This window comes from Pseudomonas sp. MM211, from assembly GCF_020386635.1.
GTDB lineage: Bacteria > Pseudomonadota > Gammaproteobacteria > Pseudomonadales > Pseudomonadaceae > Aquipseudomonas.
Map to the genome: position 1 here is coordinate 3,961,934 of NZ_CP081942.1, position 23,684 is coordinate 3,985,617.

A 23,684-nucleotide genomic window follows, 5' to 3' on the forward strand; every position below is an offset into this window, starting at 1 on the left:
GGTTTCTAGACGCGCTCGATGGCCAACGCCAAGCCCTGGCCGACACCCACGCACATAGTTGCCAGACCGAGCTTGCCGCCGGTCTTCTCCAAGTGGTGAACGGCAGTCAGCACCAAGCGGTTACCGCTCATGCCCAGTGGATGGCCAAGAGCGATGGCGCCGCCATTCGGGTTGACCTTGGGGCTGTCGTCCGCCAGGCCGAGGTCACGGGTGACCGCCAGCCCTTGAGCGGCGAACGCCTCGTTCAACTCGATCACATCGAAGGCATCGATATCGAGATTCAGGCGGCTCAGCAGCTTGCGCACCGCCGGCACCGGGCCGACGCCCATGACCCGAGGCGCCACACCACCGCTGGCCATGCCGAGCACCTTGGCGCGGGCCTTGAGACCATATTTCTGTACCGCTTCGGCAGACGCCAGAATCATCGCCGACGCCCCGTCGTTGAGGCCCGAGGCGTTGCCGGCGGTCACCGTCTTGTCCGGGCCGTTGACCGGTTTGAGCTTGGCCAATGCCTCGGCGGTGGTGTCGGCGCGAGGGTGCTCGTCGGTGTCGACGATGCTCTCGCCCTTTTTGGTCTTGATCACCACCGGCACGATTTCCTCGGCGTAGTAACCACTTTGCTGCGCCACTGCGGCGCGCTGCTGGCTGCGCAGGCCGAAAGCGTCCTGGTCGGCACGGCTGACGCCGTAATCCTCGGCCACGTTGTCACCGGTCACTGGCATCGGGTCGACGCCGTAGCGCTCCTTCATCGCCGGGTTGACGAAACGCCAGCCCAGGGTGGTGTCTTCGAGCTTCTGGCCACGGCCAAAGGCGCTGTCGGCCTTGCCCATCACGTATGGCGCGCGGGTCATCGACTCGACGCCAGCAGCGATGGCCAGTTCCATCTCGCCGGAGGCGATAGCGCGGAAGGCTGCGCCCACCGCCTCCATACCCGAGGCACAGAGGCGGTTGAGGGTCACGCCCGGCACCGTCTCCGGCAGGCCAGCGAGCAGCAGCGCCATACGGGCGACGTTGCGGTTGTCCTCGCCGGACTGGTTGGCGCAGCCCATGAATACTTCATCGACAGCCGACCATTCGACCTGCGGGTTACGTTCGATCAGCGCCTTAAGCGGAATGGCTGCCAGGTCGTCGGCACGCACGGCGGACAGTCCGCCATTGAGCCGACCGATTGGCGTGCGCACGGCATCGCAGATGAATACGTCGCGAGTCATTCGTCACTCCCCTTCTGCCCATGGGCAGCGGCGGTACGTGCTTCGAGATCGCGCAGCGCGGCCAGTTCTTCGGCTTTTGGCGCTTCGGTGGTGGTCAGGTTGTCGGCGAAACGGATCTGCCAGCCGGTATTCTCGACCACCTGCTCGCGGGTCACGCCCGGATGCAGGGAGGTGACGATGAATTCATTGCTGCCCGCTTCCGGCTCCATGATGCACAGGTCGGTGATGATCGCTACCGGGCCTTCGCCCGGCAGGCCGAGACGCTTGCGGTGATCGCCGCCCTCGCCATGGCCGACCGAGGTGATGAACGCCAGCTTGTCGACGAAGGTGCGATGACCCTGCTTGAGGATGATCAGCACCTTCTTCGCGCTGCCAGCGATCTCCGGCGCGCCACCGGCACCCGGCAGCCGCACTTTCGGCGCATGGTAATCACCGATCACCGTGGTGTTGATATTGCCGAACTTGTCGACCTGAGCCGCGCCGAGGAAGCCGACATCGATACGGCCGCCCTGCAGCCAGTAGCGAAAGATCTCGCCAGTCGGCACCACAGTATCGGCAGTCTCGGCCAACTCGCCGTCACCGATGGACAGTGGCAGCACGGTCGGTTTGGCGCCGATCGGGCCGGATTCGTAGATCAGTACCACTTCCGGCGCATGAGTCAGACGCGCCAGGTTGGCTGCCTTGGAGGGCAGACCGATGCCGACGAAGCAAACACTGCCGTTGCCGAGGCGACGAGCAGCGGCCACGGTCATCATTTCATTGGTGTTGAAGTCGCTCATCACTTGGCCTCCCCGTTAATTTTCGCCTGGTACTGCGCAAAATCCTCGGTGCCACGGATGTATTCATCGATCCAGGCAGTGAAGGTTTCGCGGTCACGGGCGATGGGATCCCAGGCCTGGTAGAAGCGGTTATCACGCTCGTAGTAACCATGGGCGTAAGACGGATGAGCACCCCCAGGCACCACGCAGACTGCGGTCAGCGCCCAGGTCGGCAGCACGCAGGCGTTCATCGGTGCCTGCAGGTCGTCGACGATTTCCTCAACGGTGACGATGCAGCGCTTGGCAGCCAGCGCGGCCTCCTTCTGCACACCGAGAATGCCCTGGATCAGCACGTTGCCCTTGCGGTCGGCCTTCTGCGCGTGGATGACGGTGACGTCAGGACGCACGCTCGGCACGGTAGCCAGGCTCTCGCCGGTGTACGGGCATTCGATGAATTTGATTTCCGGGTTGACCTTGACCAGATCCGACCCCTGATAACCGCGCAGCACAGCGAACGGCAGGTTGGAGGCACCAGCCACATAGGCGTTGGCCATGGCGGCGTGGCTGTGCTCGCTGATTTCCAGCTTGTGCGGCCAATGCTTCTCGACCGCGTCACGCAGACGATGCAGGGAGCCGACACCAGGGTTACCACCCCAGGAAAAAATCAGACGCTTGGCGCAACCCGCACCGATCAGCAGGTCATAGACCAGATCCGGCGTCATGCGCACCAGAGTCAGGTCTTTCTTGCCCTGACGGATCAGTTCGTGGGAAGCCGCGGTGGGAATCAGATGGGTGAAGCCTTCGAGGGCGATGGTGTCACCGTCGTGAACGAAGCGCTCAACCGCCTCGCGCAGGGAGAGAATTTCAGCCATGGTCGTTCTCGTCTTATTGCTCTGGAAACCGTGGGCGGCTATTGCGCCGTGTGGATACAAAGGTACCCAGCCCATAGAAAGCTAACAATCCGATAATCGATTATTTGTTCGATAATCGAACAGTGCTTAATCATGCGATTTCCACGCGGAGTGGCCGCCCAGTGCCTGCCACATCAATGCGTCGCGCTATCTGCCAGCCACTTTCCTGGATGTCTAGTCCTGAAATAGGTTTACACCGTATCAGCTAGATTGTGAGATCAAAACGCCCGATGCACTGCATCGGGCGTTTTGTATTTAAGCGCTAAGTGAGGTCGCTCGGTGTTATAAATCCGCACCGCCTCATCCACTAATTGCCGTGCCTGCTCGAAGCTCTCAAAGCGCGCAGGTAAAAGCTCCGCCTTCAAAATCCCATTGACTCGCTCAGCCAGTGCGTTCTGGTAGCAGTCATAGCCATCCGTCATCGAGCAGCGCACCCCATAGCGCTCGTGTAGCCCTTGGTAAAGTGCTGAGCAGTACTGGATCCCCCGATCTGAGTGATGCACAAGTGGGGCGTTTTTTCGGCGCTTGCGCAGCGCCGCCCTGAAGGCTTTGGCAACGGAGTCTGCGTGCAGCCCCTGATGGACGTGATGGCCCACTATCTTGCGCGAGAAAGCGTCTGTGACCAGGCTCAAGTACAGTGGGTCACTCTGGCCGGGAAGGTAGGTGATGTCAGCAACCCAGACATTCTCGGGCGCGGTTGCAATCACCTGCCCAGGCCCGTCCTTGAGCAGGTTGGGATGCCGACGAAACCGGTGAAAGCTGTTCGTGGTCTTGTAATACGCACGCTTGGGCTGCACCAGTAGACGATGCTCGGCCAAGATACTGAAGAGACGATCACGACCAACCTTCAGCTCAGGGCTCGGTTGTTGGTGCAGGAGGTAATGCAGTTTGCGGGTGCCCACTCGCGGCAGGCGCATTCGGATCTGGCTAACGTACCGTGCAACGCTTCCCGACTCATCCGTCCTGCCGTCAATCGCTCGGTTGCGCTTGTAATAGGCCTGACGACTGATTCCCATGAACTGGCAAGCCCTACCGATACTCAGCCCTTCGACTTGCCTTTGTGTGAGGACTTGCCGGGTCGCTTTTTTACGATCGACACACCGTAGTCGGTCTTCAGAACATCCACTACAGCCTCGAAGAAATGGGCTTTCTGTGTCGCCACTTCGAGCTGCTGCTCGAGCTCTTTGATGCGCTGCTCTGGCGTCGGCGGCTTGGGGGCGGTCATGACGCGACTCCTCTCGGCTCGAATGGAAGCGCCTTGGCTCCAATCTTGGCGACCGTGCTTACGCAACCAAACCAATACGGTTGATCGACCTTGAATCCCATAGCGATCCTGGGCTTCTTTGTAGCTAAGTTCGCCTTTTTCGACCTGATCGACAACCGCCAATTTAAAAGCCAGCGAGTAATCTCGCTGACTGCGCCGTACACCTTCAGCCATAAGGCTCTCCTGAAAAAGAAGTCAGAAGGTGTAAACCTTATTCAGGACGGGACAGGAGGCACAAAAAAGGGCGACCAAAGTCGCCCTTTTTCGCTGGATTACCCGAACTTAGTTCTGGTTTTCCATTTGCGCGCGAATCAGATCACCAATGGTGGTCGGACCGGAAGTTTCAACTTCCTGCTTGCTACGCATTTCTTTGATTGCTTCTTTCTCGTCTTCAACGTCTTTCGACTTGATCGACAAGCTGATCAGGCGGCTCTTGCGATCCACGCTGATGATCTTGGCTTCAACTTCTTCGCCTTCTTTCAGAACGTTACGCGCGTCTTCAACGCGGTCACGGCTGATTTCGGAGGCTTTCAGTGTCGCTTCGATGCCTTCAGCCAGGGTGATGATAGCGCCCTTGGCGTCAACTTCTTTGACGATACCGCGAATGATGGTGCCTTTGTCGTTGACTGCAACGTAGTCGGAGAACGGATCTTCTTCCAGTTGCTTGATGCCCAGGGAGATGCGCTCGCGCTCTGGGTCAACCGACAGGATGACGGTTTCCAGCTCGTCGCCCTTCTTGAAACGACGTACGGCTTCTTCGCCGACTTCGTTCCAGGAGATGTCGGACAGGTGAACCAGGCCGTCGATGCCGCCGTCCAGACCAATGAAGATACCGAAATCGGTGATCGACTTGATGGTGCCGGAGATCTTGTCACCCTTGTTGAACTGACCGGAGAAGTCTTCCCATGGGTTGGTTTTGCACTGCTTGATACCCAGGGAGATACGACGACGCTCTTCGTCGATGTCCAGAACCATGACTTCCACTTCGTCGCCAACCTGAACGACTTTCGACGGGTGGATGTTCTTGTTGGTCCAGTCCATTTCGGAAACGTGTACCAGGCCTTCCACGCCTTCTTCCAGCTCTGCGAAGCAGCCGTAGTCGGTCAGGTTGGTCACACGCGCAACAACGCGGGTGCTTTCCGGGTAACGAGCTTTGATAGCAACCCATGGGTCTTCGCCCAGTTGCTTCAGGCCCAAGGAAACACGGTTACGCTCGCGATCGTACTTCAGAACCTTGACATCGATCTCGTCGCCAACGTTGACGATCTCGGACGGGTGCTTGATACGCTTCCAGGCCATGTCGGTGATGTGCAGCAGGCCATCGACGCCACCCAGATCCACGAATGCGCCGTAGTCGGTGAGGTTCTTGACGATACCTTTGACTTGTTGGCCTTCCTGCAGCGATTCCAGCAGTGCTTCGCGCTCTGCGGAGTTCTCGGCTTCCAGGACACTACGACGGGAAACGACAACGTTGTTGCGCTTCTGGTCGAGCTTGATGACTTTGAATTCGAGCTCTTTGCCTTCCAGGTGAGTGGTATCACGCACCGGACGGACATCGACCAAGGAACCTGGCAGGAACGCACGGATGCCGTTAACGTCGACAGTGAAGCCGCCTTTAACCTTACCGTTGATAACGCCCTTGACCACTTCCTCAGCGGCGAAAGCTGCTTCCAGGACGATCCAGCACTCGGCACGTTTGGCTTTTTCGCGGGACAGCTTGGTTTCACCAAAGCCATCTTCAACCGCGTCCAGCGCAACGTGAACTTCGTCACCGACCTTGATGGTCAGCTCGCCTTGTTCATTGAAGAACTGCTCCAGAGGGATAACGCCCTCGGATTTCAGGCCAGCGTGAACAGTAACCCAGTCGCCGTCGATGTCTACCACGATGCCAGTGATGATGGCACCCGGCTGCATGTCCAGGGTTTTTAGGCTTTCTTCAAAAAGTTCTGCAAAGCTTTCGCTCATGTTGATTCCTGTTGGATCGGGCGGGGATTCGCCCTGCTCCGCATTCCAGACAATGCGGGTTTGTTCATATAAAAGAAGACCTACGGGACTTGGACTGGTCTCCCGCATGCCTTCCTTGTGAGCCGAAAATGGCTCTTTTCAACCGGCGAGGTCGCGATTGGCGACTTCGCTCAGGATTCTTTCAAGCACCTGCTCGATAGATAATTCGGTGGAATCCAGCTGGATTGCATCGGCTGCCGGCTTGAGCGGAGCCACTGCGCGCTGGGTATCGCGCTCATCGCGCGCCCGAATCTCATCAAGAAGACTCGCGAGATTAACATTATCTCCCTTCGCCTTCAACTGCAGGTAACGTCGATTGGCCCGTTCCTCGGCGCTGGCGGTCAGGAAAACCTTCAGCGGCGCCTCTGGAAACACCACGGTGCCCATATCACGACCATCGGCCACCAGGCCCGGCGCCTCGTTGAAGGCGCGCTGGCGCTGCAGCAGCGCATCACGCACTGCTGGCAGTGCCGCGACCTGGGAAGCACCGGCACCGATCTGCTCGTTACGGATGGCGTCGGTCACCTCCTCGCCTTCGAGGATGATGCGCTGCGGCTTGCCATCACCTGCAGCGAGGAACTGCACATCGAGGTGCGCGGCCAACAGCTTCAGCGATTCTTCGTTGCTCAGGTCGACACCGTGATTGCGTGCGGAGAACGCCAGCAGGCGATACAGCGCGCCGGAATCCAGCAGATTCCAGCCCAGTTGCTTGGCCAGCAGGCCAGCAACCGTGCCCTTCCCCGAGCCACTAGGCCCATCAATAGTAATGATCGGTGCATTGAGGCTCATTGCTGCCCCTCCACTGCCACGCGCATGCCAACCTGTTCAGCCAGGGCGAGGAAGTTGGGGAACGAGGTGGCGACGTTGGCGCAGTCGTGGATGTGGATTGGCGCCGTGGCGCGCAGCGACGCAACGCTGAAAGCCATGGCGATACGGTGATCGCCATGGCTGTGCACCACGCCGCCACCGATCTGACCACCATCGATGATGATGCCATCCGGGGTCGGCTCGCACTTCACGCCCAGGCTGATCAGGCCATCGGCCATGACCTGGATGCGGTCGGATTCCTTGACCCGCAGCTCTTCGGCGCCACGCAGAATGGTACGGCCTTCGGCGCAGGCCGCAGCCACGAACAGCACCGGGAATTCGTCGATGGCCAATGGCACCAGCTCTTCGGGAATCTCGATGCCCTTGAGCTTGGCACCACGCACACGCAGGTCTGCAACTGGCTCGCCGCCGACTTCACGCTGGTTTTCCAGGGTGATGTCACCGCCCATCAGACGCAGGATGTCGATGACGCCAGTACGGGTCGGGTTGATGCCGACATGCTCGAGCACCAGTTCAGCATCCGGGGCAATGGAAGCTGCCACCAGGAAGAACGCTGCCGAGGAAATGTCCGCAGGCACTTCGATGCGCGTGGCACTGAGTTTGCCACCGGCCTGCAGGGAGGCCACCGGCCCGTTTGACTCGACGGCATAACCGAAGCCGCGCAGCATGCGCTCGGTGTGATCACGGGTCGGCGCTGGCTCGGTCACGGTGGTCACGCCCTCGGCGTACAGGCCAGCCAGCAGCAGGCAGGACTTAACCTGAGCACTGGCCATCGGCAAGGTGTAGGTCAGCGCCTTGAGCTTCTGGCCACCACGAATGGTCAGCGGTGGACGACCGTCCGGACCGGTTTCGACCACAGCGCCCATTTCACGCAGCGGGTTGGCCACGCGATTCATCGGACGCTTGGACAGCGAAGCGTCGCCGGTCATAGTCACGTCGAACGGCTGGCCAGCCAGCAGGCCAGACAACAGACGCATGGAGGTGCCGGAGTTGCCCACGTAGATCGGGCCGGGTGGCGCCTTCAGGCCGTGCAGACCAACGCCATGGACGGTCACGCGGCCATGGTGCGGCCCTTCGATAACCACGCCCATGTCGCGGAACGCCTGCAGGGTCGCCAGGGCGTCTTCGCCCTCGAGGAAGCCTTCGACTTCGGTAGTGCCTTCGGCCAGCGAGCCGAGCATGATCGAGCGGTGGGAGATGGACTTGTCGCCTGGAACGCGGATACGCCCACGGACATTGCCACCAGGATTAGCCAGGAAAACCAGATCGTTCGAGTGCATAGCGTCCACATAGGCCCGACGGGCCAGTATTTTGCTGAAATGTTCGCGGGCCACGCGGGCGCGAGTGAATACGCCCAGCAGATGATGCCCGTCCCCTGCGTCGACCGCGTCGCGCAAGGCGTCGAGGTCGTCGCGAAATACATCCAGAGTGCGCAGCACCGCCTCGCGGTTGGCGAGAAAGATGTCGTGCCACATAACCGGATCACTGCCGGCGATTCTCGTGAAATCGCGGAAGCCGCCGGCGGCGTAGCGGAAAATTTCCAGATTTTCGTTGCGTTTGGCCAGCGAGTCGACCAGACCAAAGGCCAACAAATGCGGCAAGTGGCTGGTGGCGGCGAGCACCTGATCGTGATGCTCGACCTGCATGTGCTCGACGTCGGCACCCAGCTCGCGCCACAACTGATCGACCCGTTGCAGGGCCACGGCATCGGTCTGCGGCAACGGCGTGAGGATCACCTTGTGACGCTTGAATAGCTCGCCATTGGCCGCTTCAACGCCGCTCTGCTCGGAGCCGGCAATCGGATGGCCGGGTACGAAACGCGCCGGCACACCACCGAAGACCGCGTCCGCAGCGCGCACCACATTGCCTTTGGCGCTACCGGCATCGGTTAGCACGGCGTCGCCCAGATCCAGTTTGGCCAACTCAGCAAGCAAGCGTTCCATGGCCAGGATAGGCACCGCCAGCATGATCACGTCCGCGCCCTGACAGGCGGCAGCCAGTTGCTCCTCGCAGCGGTCGACCACGCCAAGCTCGACAGCCATACGGCGAGCCTGCGGATCCAGGTCGACGCCGACCACTTCGCGGCACACGCCACGGGCACGCAAGCCCTTGGCGAAGGAACCACCGATCAGCCCCAGGCCGACCACGACCAGGCGCTCGACCAATGGTTTGATTACTGGTGTAGTGCGTTCGATCACGCGTTCAGCACCTTGCGCAGCGCCTCCAGGAAACGGGCGTTTTCGGCCGGCAGGCCGATGGACACGCGCAGGTGGTTGGGCATGCCATAGCCGGCGACCGGTCGCACGATCACACCTTCACGCAGCAGCCCCTGGTTGATCGCAGCGGTATCACGGCCAAAGTCGATGGCCAGGAAGTTGGCCTTGGACGGAATCCAGCCCAGGCCCAGCTCGCGGCAACCTTCCTGCAACTGCAGCATGCCGGCGGCGTTGATTTCACGGCTGCGCGCCAGATAATCAGCATCGTCGAACGCTGCGCAGGCCGCGGCCAACGCGAAGCTGTTGACGTTGAACGGCTGACGCACACGGTTCAACACATCGGCGACCTGTGCCGAACTGAGGCCGTAGCCGACACGCAGCGACGCCAGGCCATAGGCCTTGGAGAAGGTGCGCGAGACCAGCAAGTTGGCGTGACCGGCGAGGAAATCCAGGCCATCGGGCAGTTCGTCGCCATCGGCGTATTCGATGTAGGCCTCGTCCAGCACCACCAGCACGTTTTCCGGCACACCGGCGAGGAAGTCGTGCAGCGCCTGGGTGTCGAACCAGGTACCGGTCGGGTTGTTGGGGTTGGCGATAAACACCACGCGGGTGTTGGCATCGATGGCCGCCAGCATGGCCGGCAGGTCATGACCGAAGTTTACTGCCGGCACTACCTTGGCCTGGGCGCCAACGGCCTGCGTGGCGATCGGGTATACGGCGAACGCGTGCTCGCTGAACACAGCATTCAGACCAGGGGCCAGGTACGCGCGGGCGACCAGTTCGAGGATGTCGTTGGAACCATTGCCCAGGGTGACCTGAGCCGTGGAAACGCCACAGCGCTCGGCCAGCAGGGTCTTCAGGGTGAAGCCATTACCGTCCGGGTAGCGGGTGAGATCGTCCAGTTCAGCACGAATTGCCGCCAGCGCTTTGGGGCTCGGACCGAGCGGGTTCTCGTTGCTGGCCAGCTTGACGATGCTGGCCGGATCCATGTTCAGCTCACGGGCCAACTCGTCGACCGGCTTGCCTGGCACGTAGGGGGAAAGTTTCTGCACGCCTGGCTGGGCCAGGGCGATGAAATCACAGCTCATAAACGGGCCTCAGGCTGCAGGCCCCAGGCTACGGGTACAAGCCTGATTCCGCCTGTAGCCCGCAACCTGCGGCCTGGAGCCGCAGTTAAAGTACTGCTTTGGGGTAGGAACCCAGCACTTTGAGCGCCACGGCTTCCTGGTTGATTTTTTCCAGCACGTCCTTGATCAGCGGGTCGCGGTGGTGGCCGACAAAATCGATGAAGAAGGCGTAGGTCCACTTGCCGCTGCGCGACGGGCGGGTTTCGATACGGGTCAGGTCGATACCGTTCTGATGGAACGGCACCAGCAACTCATGCAGTGCGCCTGGCTTGTTGCGCATGGAAACGATAACCGAGGTCTTGTCGTCGCCAGTCGGCGGGACTTCCTGGTTGCCAATGATCAGGAAGCGCGTGGAGTTATCCGGGCGATCTTCGATCTTTTCGGCAAGCCGGGTCAGGTCGTACAGATTGGCAGCCATGTCACCGGCAATGGCCGCCGAGTTCCACTCACTCTTCACCCGCTTGGCCGCCTCAGCGTTGCTGGCGACGGCTACGCGCTCGACATTGGGGTAATGAGCATCCAGCCACTTGCGGCACTGGGCCAGTGACTGAGCATGGGAATAGATGCGAGTGATGCGGTCTGCTTTGGTGGCATCGCCGATGAGCAGATGATGGTGAATGCGCAGTTCCACCTCGCCACAGATCACCAGATCATGCTCGAGGAAGCTGTCGAGGGTGTGGTTGACCGCACCTTCGGTGGAGTTCTCCACGGGCACCACGCCGAAGTTGACCGCGCCAGCCACCACTTCGCGAAACACCTCATCGATGGCAGCCATGGGCTGGCTGATCACCGCATGACCGAAATGCTTCATCGCCGCGGCCTGGGAGAACGTGCCTTCCGGGCCGAGGTAAGCGACCTTCAGCGGATTCTCCAGCGCCAGGCAGGAGGACATGATCTCGCGGAACAGTCGCGCCACTTCCTCGTTGCCAAGCGGGCCACGATTACGCTCCATCACCCGCTTGAGCACCTGCGCTTCACGCTCTGGACGATAGAATACCGGCACCTCGCCTTCCGGCAGCGAGGCCATCTTCACCCGCGCCACTTCTTCGGCGCAGCGTGCACGGTCGCTGATCAGTTCGAGAATCTTCTCGTCCAGGCTATCAATGCGCAGGCGCAGAGCCTGCAGCGCCTGGTCGGTATTCGCATCCGCAGTCATCAGCCGTGCTCCTTCTCGAACTCCGCCATGTAAGCGACCAGCGCCTCTACGGCATCCAGGCCCACGGCGTTATAGATGGAAGCACGCATGCCGCCCACCGAGCGATGGCCCTTGAGGTTAAGCAGACCACGGGCGTCGGCACCGGCCAGGAACGACTTGTCCAGGCGCTCGTCAGCCAGGCGGAACGGCACGTTCATCCACGAACGGGCATTGCGGGCAATCGGGTTGCTGTAGAACTCGCTGGCGTCGATCACGCCGTACAGCAGCTCCTTCTTGGCCTTGTTGCGCTGCTCCATAGCGGCAACACCGCCCTGCTCTTTCAGCCACTCGAAGACCAGGCCGGACAGGTACCAGGAGAAAGTCGCCGGGGTGTTGTACATCGAACCGTTGTCGGCAGCGATCTTGTAATTGAGCATGGTCGGGCAGGCGCTGCGCGCACGACCGAGCAGGTCTTCACGAATGATCGCCACCACCAGTCCGCTGGGGCCGATGTTCTTCTGGGCGCCGGCGTAAATCAGGCCGAACTTGGAGATATCGATTTCACGCGAAAGGATATCGGACGACATGTCGACCACCAGCGGTACGTCGCCGGTCTCGGGAATCCAGTCGAACTGCAGGCCGCCGATGGTTTCGTTGCTGGCGTAATGCAGGTAGGCGGCGTCCTTGGACAGCTGCCACTCGTTCTGCCCGGGAATGGCGAAGTAATCGTAGGCCTTGGCGCTGGCAGCGACATTGACGTTGCCGTAGCGGCGGGCTTCCTCGATGCTCTTCTTCGACCAGATGCCGGTATCGATGTAATCGGCGGTACCGTCTTCAGGCAGCAGATTGAGCGGGATTTCCGCGAACTGCTGGCTGGCCCCGCCCTGCAGGAACAGCACCTTGTAGTCGGAGGGAATGGTCAGCAGGTCGCGCAGATCCTGCTCGGCCTTTTCAGCGATGGCCGTGTATTCGTCGCTGCGGTGGCTCATTTCCATGACGGACAGGCCTTTGCCCTGCCAGTCGAGAAGTTCGGCCTGGGCACGCTGCAGAACGGCTTCGGGAAGCGCGGCCGGGCCGGCGCAGAAGTTAAAGGCTCGCTTGCTCACAATTCACTCTCGCTTGACTGTCTGGTTACAGCACTACATCTATCTGGCGAAATGCTGCCTGCCGCATCGCTGCGGCAGGCAGAGCGGCGCTTTTACGCGTCGCGATCTTCCTCGGCGGGCTCATCGCCTTCTGCTGCCGGCTCTTCGCCAACAACGGCGTCATCGGCTTCATCGGTTTCGGCGACGACGATAGGATTGCCCTCTTCGTCCAGCGCCTCTTCGATGTCCTCTTCGGACGGCTCCTGCACACGCTCCAGGCCGACCAGTTTCTCGTCCTTGGCCAGCTTGATCAGGGTCACGCCCTGGGTGTTACGGCCAGAACTGGAGACTTCGTCGACGCGGGTACGCACCAAGGTGCCCTGGTCGGAAATCAGCATAATTTCTTCGCCATCCTGAACCTGGATTGCGCCAATCAGCGAGCCGTTACGCTCTTTGGTGATCATGCCGATCACACCCTGGCCACCACGACCGCGACGCGGGAACTTGCTCAGCGCGGTGCGCTTGCCAAAACCGCGCTCGGAGGCGGTAAGAATCTGCGCACCGGACTCGGGAATCAGCATGGAAATCAGGCGCTGCTCCTTGCCGATACGCATACCGCGAATACCACGGGCGCCACGGCCCATGACACGCACCACGCTTTCAGCGAAACGAATCACCTTGCCGGCACTGGAGAACAGCATGACTTCCTTGGCACCGTCGGTAATGGCGGCGGCGATCAGAGTGTCGCCTTCCTTCAGTTTCAGGGCGATCAGGCCATTGGAGCGCGGACGACTGAACTGCACCAGCGGGGTCTTCTTCACGGTACCGGAGGCGGTCGCCATAAAGATGTAGGCACCCGTCGGTTCAGCCACCAGTTCGGCGGTCTCGCCTTCGACTTCTTCGACCTCGGCCACGTCGGCAACTTCTTCGGCTTCTACAATCTCGCCTTCGAGCACGGCGTCATCGCTGTCATCCACGTCGTCGGCGCCGGCCTGCTGTTGCAGGGCTTCGAGGTCGATCTGCAGCATGGTGGTGATGTACTCACCTTCTTCCAACGGCAGCAGGTTGACCAGCGGACGGCCGCGAGCGGCACGTGACGCCTCGGGAATTTCGTAAGTCTTGAGCCAGTACACCTTGCCCTTGCTGGAGAACAGCAGCAGCGTGGCGTGACTGTTGGCGACCAGCAGGTGAGCGATGTAGTCCTCATCCTTGATGCCAGTGGCCGACTTGCCCTTGCCGCCGCGGCGCTGGGCCTGGTACGAGGTCAGCGGCTGGGTCTTGGCATAGCCACCATGGGAAATGGTCACCACGCGCTCTTCTTCGGGAATCATGTCGCCGAGGGTCAGATCCAGACGCGAATCGAGGATCTCGGTACGGCGCTTGTCGCCGAACTCGGCCTTGACCGCTTCCAGTTCCTCACGGATCACTTCCATCAGGCGCACGGCGCTGGTGAGGATGCGGATCAGCTCACCGATCTGGGTGAGGATTTCCTGGTACTCGGCCAGCAGTTTTTCATGCTCGAGGCCGGTCAGGCGGTGCAGACGCAGGTCAAGGATCGCCTGAGCCTGTTCTGGCGACAGGAAGTACTTGCCGTCACGCAGACCGAACTGTGGATCGAGGTTTTCCGGGCGGCAGGAATCGGCGCCGGCACGCTCGACCATGGCTTCTACGGCGGTCGATTCCCACGGCGTGGAAATCAGCGCTTCCTTGGCCTCGGAAGGCGTCGGCGAGGCTTTGATCAGGTCGATGACCGGGTCGATGTTGGACAGCGCAACAGCCTGACCTTCAAGGATATGGCCACGCTCACGGGCTTTACGCAGTTCGAACACGGTACGCCGGGTCACCACTTCACGACGGTGCAGGACGAAGGCGTCGAGCATGTCCTTGAGGTTGAGGATCTTCGGCTGGCCGTCGATCAGTGCCACCACGTTGATGCCGAACACGCTCTGCATCTGGGTCTGGGCGTAGAGGTTGTTGAGGATCACCTCGGGCACTTCGCCGCGGCGCAGCTCGATGACCACGCGCATACCGTCCTTGTCGGACTCGTCGCGCAGCTCGGTGATGCCTTCGAGTTTCTTCTCTTTGACCAGCTCGGCGATCTTCTCGATCAGGCGAGCCTTGTTCAGCTGGTACGGCAGCTCGGTAACGACGATCTGCTGGCGACCACCGACCTTGTCGATATCTTCGACTTCGGCACGGGCACGGATGTAAATCCGCCCACGACCGGTGCGATACGCTTCGACGATACCGGCGCGGCCATTGATGATGCCGGCAGTGGGGAAATCCGGGCCGGGGATGTATTGCATCAGGTCATCGACCGTCAGCTCCGGGTTGTCGATCAGCGCCAGACAACCGTCGATGACTTCGCTCAGGTTGTGCGGCGGAATGTTGGTCGCCATGCCCACGGCGATACCGCTGGAACCGTTGACCAGCAGGTTGGGGATCTTGGTCGGCATGACCGCCGGGATCTGCTCGGTACCGTCGTAGTTGGGTACCCAGTCGACGGTTTCCTTGTGCAGGTCGGCCAGCAGCTCGTGAGCCAGCTTGGTCATGCGCACTTCGGTGTATCGCATGGCGGCAGCGTTGTCGCCGTCCACGGAACCGAAGTTACCCTGGCCATCGACCAGCAGGTAACGCAGCGAGAACGGCTGAGCCATACGGACGATGGTGTCGTAAACGGCGGTATCACCGTGCGGGTGATATTTACCGATCACGTCACCGACCACACGGGCGGATTTCTTGTACGCCTTGTTCCAGTCGTTGCCCAGCTCGCTCATGGCGAACAGCACCCGACGGTGCACGGGCTTGAGGCCATCGCGCGCGTCCGGCAAAGCACGCCCGACGATCACGCTCATGGCGTAGTCGAGATAGGACTGTTTCAGTTCGTCTTCGATGTTGACCGGGAGGATTTCTTTGGCCAGTTCGCCCATGAGTAGCCTGATTCCTTTTTTCTGGTGAAACTCCACCGGTTCATTGGGAACCTGGCGAAGCGCGTCGCGATGGCATCAGGCCAGCGACGACTCACGACAAATCAATACGTTATGCCATGCATTCGAGCAGTAATGGCGACCGCTGGCGGTGCCCCTGAAAACTGCCGGAGCTTACCACAAAGCATGCCTCGCACCTATCCCTGAAGGCGCATGAAGCCAGGGGATCAGTGCAGGCGCCTGCGAGACATCAATTGGGCGATCTTGGCGGCGTCCGGACGCTCGATCACGCCCTTCTCGGTCACCAGGAAATCCACCAGATCGGCGGGTGTCACGTCGAAACGCGGCTCCACCTCGTCCACACCGGCCACCTGATCGCTCTGCGGGTAGGCAAGCGGCGCATGGCCGAGCTCGTGAAAAGACTCTTCGCCGCTCTCGGCCTGCAGGTCGATGACGCCACTGGGTGCCACCACCATCAGCCGCACGCCGTGATGCATGGCAGCCACCGCCAGTTGATAGGTGCCGATCAGCGCGAGGACGTCTCCGTTGGCTGCAATCCGCTCGGCGCCGACGATGGCCCAGGTGATGCCGCGCTCTTTCATGAGATGGGCCAGCGCGGCATCCGCACTGAGCACTACGGCTATGCCCTCTTCGCGCAGCTCCCAGGCCGCCCGCCGAGCGCCCTGCAGCAATGGCCGACTTTCACCCATGTAACAGCGCTCCAGCAGACCTTCGAGCTGAGCGCCACGGATCACCGCCAGCGCCGTACCGAAACCACCGCTGCTCATCGCCCCCGCGCAGCCAATGCTGAGCAGGTTTTGAGAGTTGCCCTGAAAGCCGCGAATAAGCTCCACGCCCAACTGCGCCATCACCAGACTGGCCTCGCGATCACGCTGATGGATGCCGTAGGCCTCGTCTTCGAGCACCTGCAGCGGCTCCGCACCAGGCCGCGCGCGCGTCAGCCGATCGTGCATCTGCTGCAGTAGACGCTGGCCGTCGAGAACATTCAGGCCCGCGCCAGACAGGCGCTGAACATCGGCCTGCAGCCCGGCGTGCCAGTCGCCACCTTCATCGGCGCGCTGGCGAGCGCCCAGCACCAGGGCATAGGCACTACAAATGGCCATGGCAGAAGCGCCCTGCACCGCGCCGCCAGCCAACATCTCGACCACCGCAGAGACCGAATGGCAGGCATGCCAGACCTGTTCACCAGGCAGGCGGCGTTGATCGAGCACATGCAGAGCACCCTCGCGCCAGACAAAGCCCACGACCTGCTCGGCAGCCAGCAAACGCTCGCGCATTACCCACTCCATCCTCGAAAGCCGGCCAGTATACTCCGCAGCAGAGGCCAGCCGCACCCGCGCAGAGCGCCGGGCACCTTCAAGACCGGGACATTCCTCTATAGACTCGGCGTTTTCACTGACGGAACCCACCCATGGCCGACGCCCCGCTCGACCTTTTGCTGCTGCCCACCTGGCTCGTGCCGGTCGAGCCTGCGGGCGTGGTACTGCATGATCATGGCCTGGGCATTCGTGACGGCAAGGTCGCGCTGATCGCGCCACGTGCCGAAGCCTTGCGGCGCGGCGCCACGGAAATCCGCGAGCTGCCCGGGCGCCTGCTGACACCGGGCCTGGTCAACGCCCACGGCCATGCAGCGATGACGCTGTTTCGCGGCCTGGCCGACGATCTGCCACTGATGACCTGGCTGGAAAAGCACATCTGGCCGGCAGAAGCCAAGTGGGTCGACGAGCAGTTCGTTCAGGACGGCACCGAACTGGCGATTGCCGAGCAGATAAAGAGCGGTATCAGCTGTTTCGCCGATATGTACTTCTTCCCGGAGATGGCCTGCGAACGGGTGCACGCCAGCGGCATGCGCGCACAGATCAGCATCCCGGTACTGGACTTCGCCATCCCCGGCGCCCGTGACGCCGACGAGGCGATGCGCAAGGGCGTAACGCTGTTCGATGAAATGAAGCACCACTCGCGCCTGAGCGTTGCCTTCGGCCCTCACGCGCCGTACACCGTCAGCGACGCGAACCTCGAGAAGCTGCGCATCCTCGCCGAAGAACTGGATGCCGGAATTCATATGCACGTGCACGAAACCGCCTTCGAAGTGCAGCAGAGCCTCGAGCACCATGGCGAACGCCCGCTGGCCAGGCTTCACCGCCTGGGCCTGCTCGGCCCACGGTTCCAGGCCGTACACATGACCCAGATCGACGATGACGATATTGCTCTACTGGTCGCCACCAACAGCAGCGTGATCCACTGCCCTGAATCCAATCTCAAACTGGCCAGCGGCTTCTGCCCGGTCGAGAAGCTCTGGCAGGCCGGCGTCAATGTCGCCATCGGTACCGACGGTGCAGCCAGCAACAATGACCTCGACCTGCTCGGCGAAACCCGCACTGCCGCACTGCTGGCCAAGGCCGTGGCCGGCTCGGCCAGCGCCCTGGACGCCCACCGCGCACTGCGCATGGCGACCCTCAATGGCGCCCGCGCCCTGGGCCTGGATGCCGAGATCGGCTCACTGGAGCTCGGCAAAGCCGCCGATATCGTCGCCTTCGACTTGCGCGGCCTGGCCCAGCAACCGCTCTACGATGCCGTTTCGCAGCTGATCTACGCCACCTCCCGAGACTGCGTCGAGCATCTATGGGTCGCTGGCAAGCCGCTGCTCGAAGACCGCAGGCTGACGCGCCTGGACGAGGAACGCATCATTGCGACCACGCGACAGTGGGGAGCGAAAATAGCCGGGCGTCCGACCCATTGATCACAAACTACGGCAAACTGTCACACGTCAGAGGCCAGCAGCGCGCCGAGCAAAGCTGGCAACATGCACGCACTGCGCGTCATGTCATACGCATTCGCTTTATTCAGGGAATACCATGAGCAACGTCGACCAAGCTGAAATCGCCAAATTCGAAGCCCTCGCCCATCGCTGGTGGGACAAGGAAAGCGAGTTCAAGCCCTTGCACGAGATCAACCCGCTGCGGGTCAACTGGATTGACGAGCGCGCCGGGCTGGCAGGCAAAAAGGTACTCGACGTTGGCTGCGGTGGCGGCATTCTCAGTGAAGCCATGGCTCAACGTGGCGCCACGGTGACCGGCATCGACATGGGCGAAGCGCCGCTGGCGGTGGCCCGCTTGCATCAGCTGGAATCAGGCGTGGAAGTCGATTACCGGCAGATCACCGCCGAGGCAATGGCAGAAGAGATGCACGGCCAGTTCGACGTGGTCACCTGCCTGGAAATGCTCGAGCACGTACCTGACCCATCGTCAGTGATTCGCGCCTGCCACAAACTGGTCAAGCCCGGCGGTCAGGTGTTCTTCTCCACTATCAACCGCAACCCGAAGGCCTACCTGTTCGCAGTGATCGGCGCCGAATACATTCTGCGCCTGCTGCCGCGCGGCACCCATGACTTCAAGAAATTCATCCGCCCATCGGAACTGGGCGCCTGGAGCCGCGAAGCCGGCCTGCAGGTCAAGGACATCATCGGCCTGACCTACAACCCGCTGACCAAGCACTACAAGCTGGCCAACGATGTAGACGTCAACTACATGGTGCACACCAGCAAGGCAAACTGATTCTGCCGGGCAGCCAGCGCACGCCCACTCGGGCCGTACGCTGGCTGACCTCAACGCCCTGCGCTCATTCGACCGACTTGGCCAGCGGTGGCTCCATCGCCAACGCCTGAACCCAGTCCACGCACGCCTGAATCGCCAGGGCCACGTCGCCCACCTCGACGGCTTCAGCCGGATGATGGCTGACACCTCCCGCACAACGTACGAACAGCATGCCGACCGGCCAATGCTCGGCCATGGCGATCGCGTCATGTCCCGCACCACTGGGCAGCGACAGGCTGCGCCCCTGCACCTGGGTCAATACCCGCGCCAGGGAAGCCTGCACGGCCTCGTCGCAACGGGTCGCCGGTATGCCGTAGTACTGGCTGGCATGGAACTGCAGCCCGCGCTGCCGGGCAATCGCCTCACCCTGGCTCAGCAGGTCGTCGAGCAAATCCGCCAGAGCTTGATCCTGCGGGCCACGCACGTCCAGGGTCAGGGCGACCTCACCGGGAATCACGTTGACCGCACCCGGTTGGCATTGCAGGGTGCCCACCGTGGCCACCAACTGCGGATCGCGCTGCATGGTCTGCGCTTCGATGTAGACCATCCACTGCGCCGCAGCGGCCAAGGCATCCTTGCGGTGACTCATCGGCACGGTACCGGCATGCCCAGCCATACCGACGAAGCGGCAATTCAGGCGGCGCGCACCATTGATGGCCGTCACCACGCCCAGCGCCAGCTGTTCACGTTCCAGGCACGGGCCCTGCTCGATATGCAGTTCTAGATAGGCAGCGAAGTCATCCGCTTTCCGGGCCGCACTGGGGATCCGCGCCGCATCCAGGCCGACAGCGGTCATCGCCTGAGCGACGCTGACGCCATTGGCATCGGTCTGGTCGACCCAGCTTTGCGGCCAGCTGCCGGTCAGGCCGCGGCTACCTAGCAGCGTGATGCCGAAGCGCGTGCCCTCCTCGTCGGCGAAACCGACGATCTCGATAGCCAGCGGCAGACGTATGCCGCGGTCATGAAAGTGCTGCACGGTCTCGATGGCAGCGACCACGCCGAGCATGCCGTCGTAGCGACCGGCGTTGCGCACGGTATCCAGGTGCGAGCCGAGCAACAACGCCTGCGCGCCAGCACTCTGGCCTTCGTAACGCCCGCAGATATTGCCCACGGCGTCCTGCCAGACGCGCATGCCGGCTGCCTGCATCCACTCGCCCACCAGCGCGTTGGCACGCAGGTGTTCTGTCGACAGGTACACACGGGTCAGGCAATCGGCAGACTCGCTGATCGCCGCCAGCTCGTCGCAACGTGCCATGACCCGGGCACCCGCGCTGCTTGCCGCCAGCTTATCCAGGGTGCTCATCAGCAGCGCTCGCTGTAGTGATCCCAGGCCGCCTGCATCGCAGCGCCCTGGGTCGTACGCAGGCCGAGGCGGTTGAGTACCGCCTCCAAGGCGCTGAGGGTCTGCATCACGCAGTCCTTGCGGGCGTTGTAGCCCATGGTGCCGATGCGCCAGACCTTGCCAGCCAGCGGCCCGAACGAAGTACCGATCTCGATACCGAAGTCCTCGAGCATCAGTTTGCGCACCTGGTCGCCATTGACCGCCTCGGGAATCACCACGCCAAGGACGTTGTTCATCTTGTATTCGAGGTTGCCGAAGGTCTCCAGGCCCATACCCTGGATGCCTTTGAGCAGAGCATCGCCATGCAACTTGTGGCGGGCGATCCCCACGTCCAGACCTTCCTCGCCAATCACCCGTGCGCACTCGCGGGCACCGAACAGCGCCGAGGTGGCTTCGGTGTGATGGTTGAGGCGCTCGGGGCCCCAGTAATCGAGGATCATGCCGAGGTCGAAATAGTTGGAGTAGATCATCTCATCGTCGCCGTCCTGATGGGCTGCGGTACGGATGCCGGCCTCCACGCAGGCGCGGCGACGAATCACCTCCACCATGCGCTCGCTGAGCGTGATCGGCGCGGTACCGGATGGCCCACCCAGGCACTTCTGCAGACCGGCGGACACGGCATCCAGGCCCCAGGCATCGGTTTCCAGCAGGTTGCCACCCAGCGACGCCGTGGCATCTGTATAAAACAGCACGCCATGGCGCCGACAGATGTCACCCAGCTCGGCCAGTGGCTGCAGCATGGTGGTCGAGGTGTCGCCCTGCACGGTCAGCAGCAGGCGCGGCTTCACCTGCTTGATCGCATCCTCGATCTGCTGCGGGGTGAACACCTCACCCCAGGGAACTTCGAGGGTGTGAACATCGGCACGGCAGCGCCGGGCGATTTCACAGAGCAGGTGGCCGAAGCGACCGAACACCGGCACCAGCACCTTGTCGCCTGGGCGAATCGCCGAGACCAGAATGGCCTCGATGCCGGCCCGCGAGGTGCCATCAATCAGCAGAGTAGCGGCGTTGGCGGTACGAAAGACGCCGCGATACAGCGCCATCACCTCGTTCATGTAGTGGGTCATGGCCGGGTCGTACTGGCCGACCAACTGGTTGGACATGGCGCGCAGCACACGGGGATCGGCATTGATCGGGCCCGGCCCCATCAACAGACGCTGGGGCGGATTCACTGGCAGGAAAGTCGTGTTCATCTGGGATTTCTCGTTCTAATGACGCTCAGTTCAGTCCACGCACGGACGAAATGAATTGCTTGAGTTCGGCGCTCTGCGGGTTGGCGAACAGCTCACGGCTGGGGCCCTGCTCCCACACGCGCCCCTGGTGCATGAACACCACGCGGTCGCCAACTTCCTGGGCGAAGTTCATTTCGTGGGTGACCAGAATCAGCGTCATGCCCTCCTTCGCCAGTTGCTCGAGTACCTTGAGCACTTCGCCAACCAGCTCGGGATCGAGGGCCGAAGTGATCTCGTCGCACAGCAGCACCTTGGGCGACATGGCCAGCGCACGGGCGATGGCGACGCGCTGCTGCTGGCCGCCGGAAAGGTTGGCCGGGTAATAGTCCATGCGATCGCCCAGGCCGACCTTTTCCAGCATCTGTGCGGCCAGTTCGCGGCACTGGGCGTCACTCTTCTTCAGCACCCGACGTGGTGCCAGCATGACGTTCTCACGGGCGGTCATGTGCGGAAACAGGTTGAAGTTCTGGAACACCATACCGACCGAGCGGCTGATCTCCCGCGCCTGGGAATCACGATCGGTGACGGTCATGCCGCCGAGCTTGATGCTGCCGTCCTGATAGCCTTCGAGGCCATTGATGCAGCGCAGCAAGGTGCTCTTCCCCGAGCCGCTGCGGCCGATGATCGACACCACCTCACCCACCTCGATATCGAGATCGACACCTTTGAGTACGTGGTTGTCGCCGTAGTACTTCTGTACCTGATCAATGGTGATGAGCGGCATTGAATTTCTTCTCCAGATACTGGCTGTAACGCGACAGCGGATAACACATGAGGAAGTAGCCCAGCGCCACCAGACCGAACACCTTGAAAGGCTCGTAGGTGACGTTGTTGAGAATGGTGCCGGCCTTGGTCAGCTCGACGAAACCGATGATCGACGCGAGCGCCGTGCCCTTCACGACTTGCACGGCGAAACCCACGGTCGGCGCGATGCCGATGCGCAGCGCCTGGGGCAGGATGACGCGAAACAGGGCCTGACCGAAATCCAGCCCCAGGCAGCGACAGGCTTCCCATTGGCCCTTGGGCAGCGCGCGGATGCTGCCGTGCCAGATATCCACCAGAAATGCACTGGTATAGAGCGTCAGCGCCACCGAGGCAGCTGTCCAGGGCGATACGTCGATGCCTAGCAGTGCCACGCCGAAGAACGCCAGGAACAGCTGCATCAGCAGCGGCGTACCCTGGAACAGCTCGGTGTAGCCGCGAATCAGCCAGTGCGGCCAAACGCGCTTGGACAAGCGCGCCATGACCAGAGGAATGGCCACCAGGGTGCCGCCGATGAATGCAGTGAGGGACAGCAGAACGGTCCAGCGCGCGGCCAGAAGCAGATTGCGCAGGATGTCCCAGTCGGTAAAGGTGGTCATCATGGCTGATCTCCAAACCATTTGCGGCCGGCAGCCAGCAACAGCTGACGCATGGCGATGGACAGCGCCAGGTACATCAACGTGGTCACCAGATAGACCTCGAAGCTCAGGAAGGTACGTGACTGGATCAGGTTGGCGGCGAAGGTCAGCTCCTCATGGGACACCTGGGAAACCACCGACGAGCCGAGCATGACGATGATGCACTGGCTGACCAGTGCCGGATAAATGCGCTTCAGCGACGGCGGCAAGACCACCTGAACGAAGGTCTGCGTACGACTCAGCCCCAATACGCGCCCAGCCTCCCACTGCCCACGGGGCGTGACCTGGATGCCGGCGCGGATGATCTCGGTGCTGTAGGCCCCCAGGTTGATCAGCATGGCCAGCAGCGCAGCCTCGCCCGCCGTCAATTTCAATCCCAGGTTCGGCAAACCGAAGACGATGAAGAACAGCTGCACCACGAACGGCGTGTTGCGGATCAGCTCGACATAGACGCCCCACACGCGGCTGAGAATGCTCGGACGGCCGCTGCGCAGTGCAGCGCCCAGGATGCCCAGGGCCACGCCGCCCACGGTCGCCATCACCGTGAGCTGGATGGTCACCCAGAGGCCGGAAAGCAACTCCGGCCAGTAGGGCCACAGGGCAGAAAAATTCAGCTGCGCCATCATCGCG

At 61.8% G+C, this 23,684-nt stretch carries 19 protein-coding genes; 2 read left to right on the top strand and 17 right to left on the bottom strand.

The annotated features are described in order from the left end of the window. Positions 1-5: 5 nt before the first annotated feature. The 12 genes from pcaF to K5Q02_RS18265 all read right to left on the bottom strand — a co-directional run bounded on the left by pcaF (position 6) and on the right by K5Q02_RS18265 (position 16,764). Positions 6-1,211, bottom strand: a complete 1,206-nt coding sequence (gene pcaF, locus K5Q02_RS18210) for a 3-oxoadipyl-CoA thiolase (protein ID WP_225832834.1) — start codon at positions 1,209-1,211, stop codon at positions 6-8. Further along, positions 1,208-1,990, bottom strand: a complete 783-nt coding sequence (locus K5Q02_RS18215) for a CoA-transferase subunit beta (RefSeq protein WP_225832836.1) — start codon at positions 1,988-1,990, stop codon at positions 1,208-1,210. Before K5Q02_RS18215 ends, pcaF begins: the two co-directional genes overlap by 4 nt. Beyond that, positions 1,990-2,841 carry a CoA transferase subunit A gene (locus K5Q02_RS18220; RefSeq protein ID WP_131199291.1) on the bottom strand — a complete coding sequence of 284 codons (852 nt, stop codon included), beginning with the start codon at positions 2,839-2,841 and terminating at the stop codon, positions 1,990-1,992. Before K5Q02_RS18220 ends, K5Q02_RS18215 begins: the two co-directional genes overlap by 1 nt. A gap of 257 nt (positions 2,842-3,098) precedes the next feature. Next, positions 3,099-4,148, bottom strand: coding sequence for an IS3 family transposase (locus tag K5Q02_RS18225; RefSeq protein ID WP_225831062.1), 1,050 nt, complete (start codon positions 4,146-4,148; stop codon positions 3,099-3,101). Between the two features lie 278 nt (positions 4,149-4,426). Next, a complete protein-coding gene (gene rpsA / locus K5Q02_RS18230; protein ID WP_225832838.1) occupies positions 4,427-6,109 on the bottom strand; it encodes a 30S ribosomal protein S1 in 1,683 nt (560 codons plus the stop codon). Positions 6,110-6,247: 138 nt separating this feature from the next. Further along, complete coding sequence (cmk, locus tag K5Q02_RS18235; protein ID WP_225832840.1) at positions 6,248-6,937, bottom strand: (d)CMP kinase; 690 nt, start codon at positions 6,935-6,937, stop codon at positions 6,248-6,250. Further along, positions 6,934-9,174, bottom strand: coding sequence for a bifunctional prephenate dehydrogenase/3-phosphoshikimate 1-carboxyvinyltransferase (locus K5Q02_RS18240; protein WP_225832843.1), 2,241 nt, complete (start codon positions 9,172-9,174; stop codon positions 6,934-6,936). The genes cmk and K5Q02_RS18240 overlap by 4 nt, the downstream gene beginning before the upstream one ends. After that, complete coding sequence (gene hisC / locus K5Q02_RS18245; protein ID WP_225832846.1) at positions 9,171-10,280, bottom strand: histidinol-phosphate transaminase; 1,110 nt, start codon at positions 10,278-10,280, stop codon at positions 9,171-9,173. Before hisC ends, K5Q02_RS18240 begins: the two co-directional genes overlap by 4 nt. Positions 10,281-10,365: 85 nt before the next feature. Then, positions 10,366-11,475: a prephenate dehydratase gene (gene pheA / locus K5Q02_RS18250; RefSeq protein ID WP_225832849.1), complete on the bottom strand. Its 1,110-nt coding sequence runs from the start codon at positions 11,473-11,475 to the stop codon at positions 10,366-10,368. After that, positions 11,475-12,560, bottom strand: coding sequence for a 3-phosphoserine/phosphohydroxythreonine transaminase (gene serC / locus K5Q02_RS18255; RefSeq protein ID WP_225832852.1), 1,086 nt, complete (start codon positions 12,558-12,560; stop codon positions 11,475-11,477). Before serC ends, pheA begins: the two co-directional genes overlap by 1 nt. A 92-nt stretch (positions 12,561-12,652) precedes the next feature. Continuing rightward, positions 12,653-15,469, bottom strand: coding sequence for a DNA gyrase subunit A (gyrA, locus tag K5Q02_RS18260; RefSeq protein ID WP_225832855.1), 2,817 nt, complete (start codon positions 15,467-15,469; stop codon positions 12,653-12,655). A gap of 224 nt (positions 15,470-15,693) precedes the next feature. Beyond that, on the bottom strand, positions 15,694-16,764 hold the full coding sequence (locus K5Q02_RS18265; RefSeq protein ID WP_225832858.1) for a s-methyl-5-thioribose-1-phosphate isomerase: 1,071 nt from the start codon (positions 16,762-16,764) through the stop codon (positions 15,694-15,696). 134 nt (positions 16,765-16,898) lie between these two features. Between K5Q02_RS18265 and K5Q02_RS18270 the strand changes: the two genes are divergently transcribed. Both K5Q02_RS18270 and ubiG read left to right on the top strand, forming a co-directional pair. Next, positions 16,899-18,227, top strand: a complete 1,329-nt coding sequence (locus tag K5Q02_RS18270) for a TRZ/ATZ family hydrolase (RefSeq protein ID WP_225832860.1) — start codon at positions 16,899-16,901, stop codon at positions 18,225-18,227. A gap of 115 nt (positions 18,228-18,342) precedes the next feature. After that, entirely contained in the window at positions 18,343-19,041 is a 699-nt protein-coding gene (gene ubiG / locus K5Q02_RS18275) for a bifunctional 2-polyprenyl-6-hydroxyphenol methylase/3-demethylubiquinol 3-O-methyltransferase UbiG (protein ID WP_225832862.1), read from the top strand. A 64-nt stretch (positions 19,042-19,105) separates the two neighbouring features. Here the strand turns inward: ubiG and hpxK are convergent, their stop codons facing one another. The 5 genes from hpxK to K5Q02_RS18300 are packed head-to-tail and all read right to left on the bottom strand — an operon-like array spanning position 19,106 to position 23,680. Further along, entirely contained in the window at positions 19,106-20,383 is a 1,278-nt protein-coding gene (gene hpxK / locus K5Q02_RS18280; RefSeq protein WP_225832865.1) for an allantoate amidohydrolase, read from the bottom strand. Further along, positions 20,383-21,615, bottom strand: coding sequence for a pyridoxal-phosphate-dependent aminotransferase family protein (locus K5Q02_RS18285; protein ID WP_225832867.1), 1,233 nt, complete (start codon positions 21,613-21,615; stop codon positions 20,383-20,385). Before K5Q02_RS18285 ends, hpxK begins: the two co-directional genes overlap by 1 nt. Positions 21,616-21,640: 25 nt before the next feature. Beyond that, entirely contained in the window at positions 21,641-22,378 is a 738-nt protein-coding gene (locus K5Q02_RS18290) for an amino acid ABC transporter ATP-binding protein (RefSeq protein WP_225832870.1), read from the bottom strand. Continuing rightward, the gene (locus K5Q02_RS18295) at positions 22,359-23,015 is read right to left on the bottom strand and encodes an amino acid ABC transporter permease (RefSeq protein WP_225839732.1); all 657 of its coding nucleotides are present in this window, start codon (positions 23,013-23,015) and stop codon (positions 22,359-22,361) included. The genes K5Q02_RS18290 and K5Q02_RS18295 overlap by 20 nt, the downstream gene beginning before the upstream one ends. Beyond that, positions 23,015-23,680 carry an amino acid ABC transporter permease gene (locus tag K5Q02_RS18300; protein ID WP_225832872.1) on the bottom strand — a complete coding sequence of 222 codons (666 nt, stop codon included), beginning with the start codon at positions 23,678-23,680 and terminating at the stop codon, positions 23,015-23,017. Before K5Q02_RS18300 ends, K5Q02_RS18295 begins: the two co-directional genes overlap by 1 nt. Positions 23,681-23,684 lie beyond the last annotated feature (4 nt).

Bases quoted from the DNA above. Each gene is read 5' to 3' on its own strand.
- pcaF (WP_225832834.1), bottom strand. From the start codon at position 1,211: ATGACTCGCGACGTATTCATCTGCGATGCCGTGCGCACGCCAATCGGT.
- K5Q02_RS18215 (WP_225832836.1), bottom strand. From the start codon at position 1,990: ATGAGCGACTTCAACACCAATGAAATGATGACCGTGGCCGCTGCTCGT.
- K5Q02_RS18220 (WP_131199291.1), bottom strand. From the start codon at position 2,841: ATGGCTGAAATTCTCTCCCTGCGCGAGGCGGTTGAGCGCTTCGTTCAC.
- rpsA (WP_225832838.1), bottom strand. From the start codon at position 6,109: ATGAGCGAAAGCTTTGCAGAACTTTTTGAAGAAAGCCTAAAAACCCTG.
- cmk (WP_225832840.1), bottom strand. From the start codon at position 6,937: ATGAGCCTCAATGCACCGATCATTACTATTGATGGGCCTAGTGGCTCG.
- hisC (WP_225832846.1), bottom strand. From the start codon at position 10,280: ATGAGCTGTGATTTCATCGCCCTGGCCCAGCCAGGCGTGCAGAAACTT.
- pheA (WP_225832849.1), bottom strand. From the start codon at position 11,475: ATGACTGCGGATGCGAATACCGACCAGGCGCTGCAGGCTCTGCGCCTG.
- gyrA (WP_225832855.1), bottom strand. From the start codon at position 15,469: ATGGGCGAACTGGCCAAAGAAATCCTCCCGGTCAACATCGAAGACGAA.
- K5Q02_RS18265 (WP_225832858.1), bottom strand. From the start codon at position 16,764: ATGCGCGAGCGTTTGCTGGCTGCCGAGCAGGTCGTGGGCTTTGTCTGG.
- K5Q02_RS18270 (WP_225832860.1), top strand. From the start codon at position 16,899: ATGGCCGACGCCCCGCTCGACCTTTTGCTGCTGCCCACCTGGCTCGTG.
- ubiG (WP_225832862.1), top strand. From the start codon at position 18,343: ATGAGCAACGTCGACCAAGCTGAAATCGCCAAATTCGAAGCCCTCGCC.
- hpxK (WP_225832865.1), bottom strand. From the start codon at position 20,383: ATGAGCACCCTGGATAAGCTGGCGGCAAGCAGCGCGGGTGCCCGGGTC.
- K5Q02_RS18285 (WP_225832867.1), bottom strand. From the start codon at position 21,615: ATGAACACGACTTTCCTGCCAGTGAATCCGCCCCAGCGTCTGTTGATG.
- K5Q02_RS18290 (WP_225832870.1), bottom strand. From the start codon at position 22,378: ATGCCGCTCATCACCATTGATCAGGTACAGAAGTACTACGGCGACAAC.
- K5Q02_RS18295 (WP_225839732.1), bottom strand. From the start codon at position 23,015: ATGACCACCTTTACCGACTGGGACATCCTGCGCAATCTGCTTCTGGCC.
- K5Q02_RS18300 (WP_225832872.1), bottom strand. From the start codon at position 23,680: ATGATGGCGCAGCTGAATTTTTCTGCCCTGTGGCCCTACTGGCCGGAG.